The following is a 6,134-nucleotide window of genomic DNA, read 5'->3' as shown; positions in this document are numbered from 1 at the left end:
GAAGAAACAACAGAAGAAATAGAAGAGTCATTAAAACCGGAAAAGCCGACGGTGACCGAAGAACCGAATGAGTTAGAAAAACCAGAGGTAACAGACAAACCGGAAATCTGGGTAAAACCAGAAGAAGAAAAGGTTGAAGAAGAAGAAATAACAGAAGAAATAGAAGAGTCATTAAAACCGGAAAAGCCAAAGGTGACAGAAGAACCAAATGAGTTAGAAAAACCAGAGGTAAAAGAAAAGCCGGAAATCTTGGTAACACCGATTGAAGAAGAAAACAAAGAAGAAACAACAGAAGAAATGGAAGAGCTAGTAAAACCGGAAGAGCCAAAGGTGACAGAAGAACCAAATGAGTTAGAAAAACCAGAGGTAACAGACAAACCGGAATTACCGAACAAACCAGAAGTAGAAGAGAAACCAGAGGTACCAAGCAAACCAGAAGTAAAAGAGCAACCGGAAGTTTTAAACAAACCAGAAGCTCAAGGTAAAGTAGAAGTACAAAACAAACAAGAAGCACAAAGCAAATCTGAAGTACCATCTAGTAAAGAAAGTAATAAGCAATCAAAGTTACTTCCTCAAACAGGTGGAGCAGCAACTGAGTCTACTTCTATTATTGCAGGTATGTGCGCATTAATTTTGGGATCGAGATTGTTTAGACGCAAAAAAAATTAATGACGAGAGTTAGTTCGGAAAAAAAATGTATGTGAAGAAGCGGAGACTATGGGTCTCCGCTTTTTATTATTTTTGTACGCATCTAATTTGGATAAAACGTATTGCTGAAAGATTTTAATAACATGCTTTTCGTTTTAATTCATATTTTTTACAAACGCGTGTTTTATTTTTTTGCGAAATCGGGTGATTAGCGTAATGATAATAATACCGAAGAGAATTTTCCAAATGTGTTGTTCAAGTACTAGGAAAATATTGTCTAAGTTTTCCCCTAACCAGTAACCACCGATTAAGAAGAATGATACCCAAAATAGGGCGCCTGAATAAATTGTCATCGCAAAGCGACGAAACGGTAAGTTGATAATTCCTGCAAAGTAGCCTGTGAAGTGGCGAACGCCTGGAATGAAAAAAGCGATAAAGATTAGAAAATATCCGTATGTATCAAACCACATTTTCGTTAAATTAATTTTCCGTTCTGTTAAAAATACATATTTCCCGTATTTCTGAATGAAAGGCATACCGAGCTTATTTCCTAAAAAGTATTGGAATGTCATACCTAGGCTTGTCCCAATAAAAGATAAAATAATTAAAATTGGTAAACTCAAATCACCTTGATGTGATAAGAATCCTGCATAGGCTAATGTTGGCTCTCCTGGAAATGGAAGAGCGATATATTCTAAAAGTAATCCAACGAGTACTACATAATACCCATATTGCTGAAATAATTCGTGAATCCATTCCATGTTGTGCGCTCCTTTTTAAATTGAAGTTGTTACATATCTTCCTCTTTTTCGCACTGATCGAACTGAAATAATAGTAGTAGAAGAGTTTGGTTGGAGGATTTAGGCTAGATAGCATACTTAATATAGCTCTTTGCTAATTAGCAAAGAGCATCGAAGTGTAAATGTTACTATTAGTTAAAGTCATAGCGGTATAAAAATACGTTGAAATCTTCTTCTTTTGGTCCAAATTTAACTGCTTTTTCTTGTATACGTTTGAAGTTTTATTTGTCATAAAATCTATAGTTGCATTCGTTATCTGTATATAAGTATAAAGATGTTACCTCTTCTTTTGTCATGTATTGGAATAAATGATTTAATAAATGTTTTCCAACCCCAAGACCTCTAGATTCTTCGGATACGATGAATAATTGTATACAACCTTGAAACTGCCCTTCTTTTCCTTGAATGAGTTCTTTATATGTCTTTTGAACTTTTATAAATGCTTTTAAAAACTCTCTATTCTCTTTATTCGTCATGAATGGTTTCGGCGTGTTAAAGGCAAAACTAAATGTATTATGGAATCTTTTTAAACGGTTTTTATCTTTTTCAGAATCGCCTAAAATGACACCGATAACTTTATTATCTTTTTCAGCTACCTGACTAAAGGAACTTTCTAAAATGCAACTGTGTAGGTAGACGTTTAATAAGGAGTTTAAAAATTTTTTATCTGTAATGAATTGATTAAATCTAAATGCCTCGCCAATTAAATGTTTTATAGGCTCATAGTCTTCCTTAACAAGACTTCTATATTTTACTGTGTTCATAATTGTATACTCCCTTTATTAATATAAATAACTTATTATAAATAGTAAGGTCTCCTTTAAGGGGAGAGTCAATAGTTGAATGCGAAAAAATAAAAAGGAAGAGATTCAGGTGAAAACATTATTTTCTATTGGAGAAGTTGCAAAAATAAAGGATATAACGATAAAGGCGTTAAGGTACTATCATAAGATGGGGATCCTTATTCCAAAACATATTGATGAATCAACAGGATATAGATATTATTCTATAGATCAATTCATTCACATTGATATTATAAAAAGCTGTAGAGAGTTGAACACCAGTATAGTAGAACTTCAAGAGATTTTTAAGGAATGTAATACGGACAAGTTGCTGCAATTTTTACAATTAAAGAGAGCGGAAGCGGAAGAACATATAAAGAAAATGAAAGAGGTAATTGAAACGATTGATGGGTTACATGCGAAAGTAGGGAGTTCACAGGAAATATTAAAGAATGATGAAATATCTATTAAGTTCTTTGAACAGCGTTATGTAATTGTAGCGCCTTGTAAAGAAGTCGGGAGTTTACAGGAGTTACTGTATTATTCCAATCTAGAGAAAATCGTTCAAGATTATGAAGAGAAAATGTCAATGGAAATGGGGATTCTCTACAATGTCAATGAAAAGTGGGATGTAGAACCAAAGTATGTCTTTAATAAAGTACGAGATGATGTACATATGGAAGAGATGCAAAATATAAAAGTATTACCGGGCGGGAAATATATAACATTAGCGTATAGTAAAGAAAATGAAGAAGAACGTAGAAATACCATGATTAAATATACAAAAGAAAATGATATAGAAGTGGAGAGTTTTATTGAAGTGGAGTTAATTAATGATTTTTTTAATACGGAGACGTATAGTTGTCAAATTCAAATTTTTATAGGGGATAGTGAGAATAAGAAGTTTTGATTTCGTAATTTTATGGAATGGACTGTCCCGAAAACCTAACTTTGAAATGGCGTTATGTTCTTATATGGGAAAATTGTAATAGTACATGAAATTATATCGAACACAACTCTACATATATCGACGCTTCGAGAAAGGATATCGACTTAACTGCAAAATACGACAATAATAACCTGCCTATTAATAAGAGAGGCCGTCCCAAAAAAATTGGGACGACCTCATTAGTAGTAAGAAACGTATTATTTACGTGAGAAACCTTCTTCATCAAGGTATTCCGCAGCTTCTGGATAAGAGTTGAATGTACCGTCTAAGTTTACGCCAGCGTAAACGTTCCACATATCATCCTCTTGAATAAGAGTTAGGATATGACCGTCTTCGTTCTTCCATTCTTCTTCTGCAGCAGGTTCAATCGGTGTAACAATTTCTTCTTGCTCCTGTGATAGACGTTCAATTACTTTTTCAATTAATGAACGTAGTTCTTCTTCTGAAAACTCACGGATGTTAATCATGCCTTTATCATCTGTTTTATAACCTTTAATGAAGTTGGCGTATACAAACCCGTTTCCGTTTGGATGTAAATGATATACAACGTTCTTTTTATCTAAACGACTTTCTTCAAAGTGAAAGTTTACGCGTTTTAATGATACGTTCTTTCTTTCTAATTCCGGGAAAGATTCAATAATTGATAATTTTTCTTCAAAAGTTAGCATAGTGCCTCCAAGTATATAGTAAAAGATTTAATTTGTTCATTATAGCATAGTTGCAATTGTTTCCAAAGGTAAGGGGGAAACTTTTCATTGAATCCGTTTACGTCACGATACTGTAAAAAGTACACTAACGAATGTATCCTTTTAGGTGTACAATGGAAAATGGACTTTATACAAAGGTGGTTATTCTTATGTTTCAAAAAATAGCAAAGGAATGTTTAGCAGGATTTACTGTTGCGATTGTTGCTTTGCCGCTAGCAATTGCATTTGGTATTGCCGCAACGGGAACGTCTGAGGGAGCGCTAGTCGGATTGTATGGTGCGATTTTTGCAGGTTTGTTTGCGGCGTTATTTGGTGGTACCCCGGGGCAAGTGACCGGTCCTACTGGGCCGATTACAGTTATTGCAACAGGTGTTATTGCAACTCACGGATTAGAAGCAAGTTTTATAGCATTTATGATGGCAGGTTTATTTCAAATTTTATTTGGTGTATGTAAGCTAGGCTCTTACGTTCGTTATATTCCGTATCCTGTTGTTTCAGGATTTATGAATGGGATTGCACTCATTATTATTTTAGGTGAAATGAAGCACGTACAAAATAGCTTTCTGCTTGTGTTGTTAACAATCATTGTAATGATTGTTTCTGGAAAATGGATTAAAGCCATTCCATCAAGTTTAGTAGCATTAGTAGGTGTTACAGTAACGTTGCCGTTGTTTTCTTCTATGCTACAAGGAATTACGGTAAACTTACCATTTGTAGGAACCCTTTCTTTGAATAAGATGATTGAAAAGATAGGTGCAATTCCAGAGGCGATGCCATCTCTTCACGTACCGGCTTTAGACGCAAATGGCATGTTAGCACTTGTATTACCAGCACTTAGTATTGCTTTACTAGGATCAATTGACTCATTATTAACGTCTGTCGTAATGGATAATGTGACGGGGACACGTCATAAAAGTAATAAAGAGTTAATCGGACAAGGTATTGGTAATATTGCGAGTGGTTTGTTCGGCGGATTAGCAGGAGCTGGTGCAACTGTTAGGTCCATCGTCAATATAAGAAGCGGGGGGAAGACGGCACTTTCAGCTTGCATGCATAGCGTCATCTTATTCATTTTCATTATGGGACTCGGTTCAGTGGTACAATATATTCCGCTCGCTGTATTATCAGGTATTTTAATTTTAACTGGTATTGGAATGTTTGATTGGGAAAGTATGAAGAAGATGCATGTAGCACCAAGAGGCGATGTAGTTGTAATGCTCGTAACGATGTTTGTGACAGTGAAATTTGATTTAATGGTTGCTGTTGCGTTTGGCATTATTCTTTCTTTCATTATATACATGGTGAAGTGTAAAGAACGTAAAGCTTCTATTATAAAAGAAAAAGAAGCGACGTATACAATTCAGGGACCACTATCATTTCTAACAGTAGATCGTATTTTCGCTTCTTTACAGGATGTGAAGTCACCAGTTATTTTACGGATGAAAGATGTACGCTATATGGATGTATCAGGGGCTATGGCATTATTAAACTTTATTGAGCAATCGGATAAAGCAGGAGCGAGTGTGACACTTGAACATATACATCCGCATGTTGAAAAGACGATAGTGATGATGGCAAATAATGAGCAAAAAGAGAAATTACAATTTCTAGAAACTAAAGCCATGTAATAATAAGGACTTTCACACGGAATGCTTTGTAGAGTGTGAAAGTTTTTATTATTTTTACTATGTTTGTTATATTTGGAATTCGTATATTTAGGTATTGTACGTTTGTTGATAATTGATTTTCTACACATTATAGTAACATCTTAGATTAGCAATGTGCTATTATAAAAAAGTGTATGAATTTTGAGATTCCTTTATATTCAGAAGGAAGAGCTTTAAGCTGGAGGGAAAATTTGATGTACAAACAGTTACCACATGGAGTGAAGGTCGGGATTACACGATCAATTGTTGTTTCTTTTGAGAGATATATGAAAGAAATTGAATGGAATGAAGAAAAATTTGATATGCAGCAATTTGTTGAACAGTGGAAACAATATTTATACACAAAATCAACTTGGATTAATAAAGTAGATGACGAGTTGAAAGGACATCCAGATTTCCATCAAGCATTAGCGATGAAAGTAAATGAAAAAATTAATGAGCTTATTAGTGAGCAGCCGAGCGAAGAACAATTAGAGTTGTTAAAACAGAGAAACGTAGCGCATGTAGATGAAATGTGTAAATTAGAAGCGGAGTATCATATTGAACGTTTATTAGTAACGAAGTAGATTTTACATAAAAAA

6 protein-coding genes and 1 pseudogene are annotated in these 6,134 nt (G+C 34.4%); 4 read left to right on the top strand and 3 right to left on the bottom strand.

Going from position 1 to position 6,134, the window contains the following annotated elements:
- On the top strand, positions 1–669 hold a 669-nt coding region (locus JDS80_RS31680; protein WP_242477422.1), incomplete at its 5' end, for an LPXTG cell wall anchor domain-containing protein.
- Positions 670–803: 134 nt separating this feature from the next.
- On the opposite strand, the gene JDS80_RS26790 is transcribed toward JDS80_RS31680, so the two are convergent.
- Both JDS80_RS26790 and JDS80_RS26785 read right to left on the bottom strand, forming a co-directional pair.
- A complete protein-coding gene (locus tag JDS80_RS26790) occupies positions 804–1,409 on the bottom strand; it encodes a DedA family protein (RefSeq protein WP_199640410.1) in 606 nt (201 codons plus the stop codon).
- Positions 1,410–1,579: 170 nt separating this feature from the next.
- Positions 1,580–2,212: pseudogene (locus JDS80_RS26785) on the bottom strand (GNAT family N-acetyltransferase).
- 79 nt (positions 2,213–2,291) lie between these two features.
- Here JDS80_RS26785 and JDS80_RS26780 point away from each other — a divergent pair.
- Entirely contained in the window at positions 2,292–3,140 is an 849-nt protein-coding gene (locus JDS80_RS26780; RefSeq protein WP_071747980.1) for a MerR family transcriptional regulator, read from the top strand.
- A gap of 236 nt (positions 3,141–3,376) precedes the next feature.
- Here JDS80_RS26780 and JDS80_RS26775 read toward each other — a convergent pair whose 3' ends face one another.
- Positions 3,377–3,847 (bottom strand): hypothetical protein, encoded by a 471-nt coding sequence (locus JDS80_RS26775; protein WP_071772251.1) that lies wholly within the window; start codon positions 3,845–3,847, stop codon positions 3,377–3,379.
- 188 nt (positions 3,848–4,035) lie between these two features.
- Between JDS80_RS26775 and JDS80_RS26770 the strand changes: the two genes are divergently transcribed.
- Together JDS80_RS26770 and JDS80_RS26765 are read left to right on the top strand one after the other, a co-directional pair.
- A complete protein-coding gene (locus tag JDS80_RS26770; RefSeq protein ID WP_071747978.1) occupies positions 4,036–5,514 on the top strand; it encodes a SulP family inorganic anion transporter in 1,479 nt (492 codons plus the stop codon).
- Between the two features lie 233 nt (positions 5,515–5,747).
- Complete coding sequence (locus JDS80_RS26765) at positions 5,748–6,119, top strand: hypothetical protein (RefSeq protein ID WP_071747977.1); 372 nt, start codon at positions 5,748–5,750, stop codon at positions 6,117–6,119.
- The last annotated feature ends 15 nt before the right edge of the window (positions 6,120–6,134 follow it).

The sequence above is a fragment of the Bacillus cereus group sp. N8 genome (assembly GCF_016483685.1).
Classification (GTDB): domain Bacteria; phylum Bacillota; class Bacilli; order Bacillales; family Bacillaceae_G; genus Bacillus_A; species Bacillus_A proteolyticus.
This window is presented reverse-complemented; position numbering and strand designations above follow the sequence as displayed.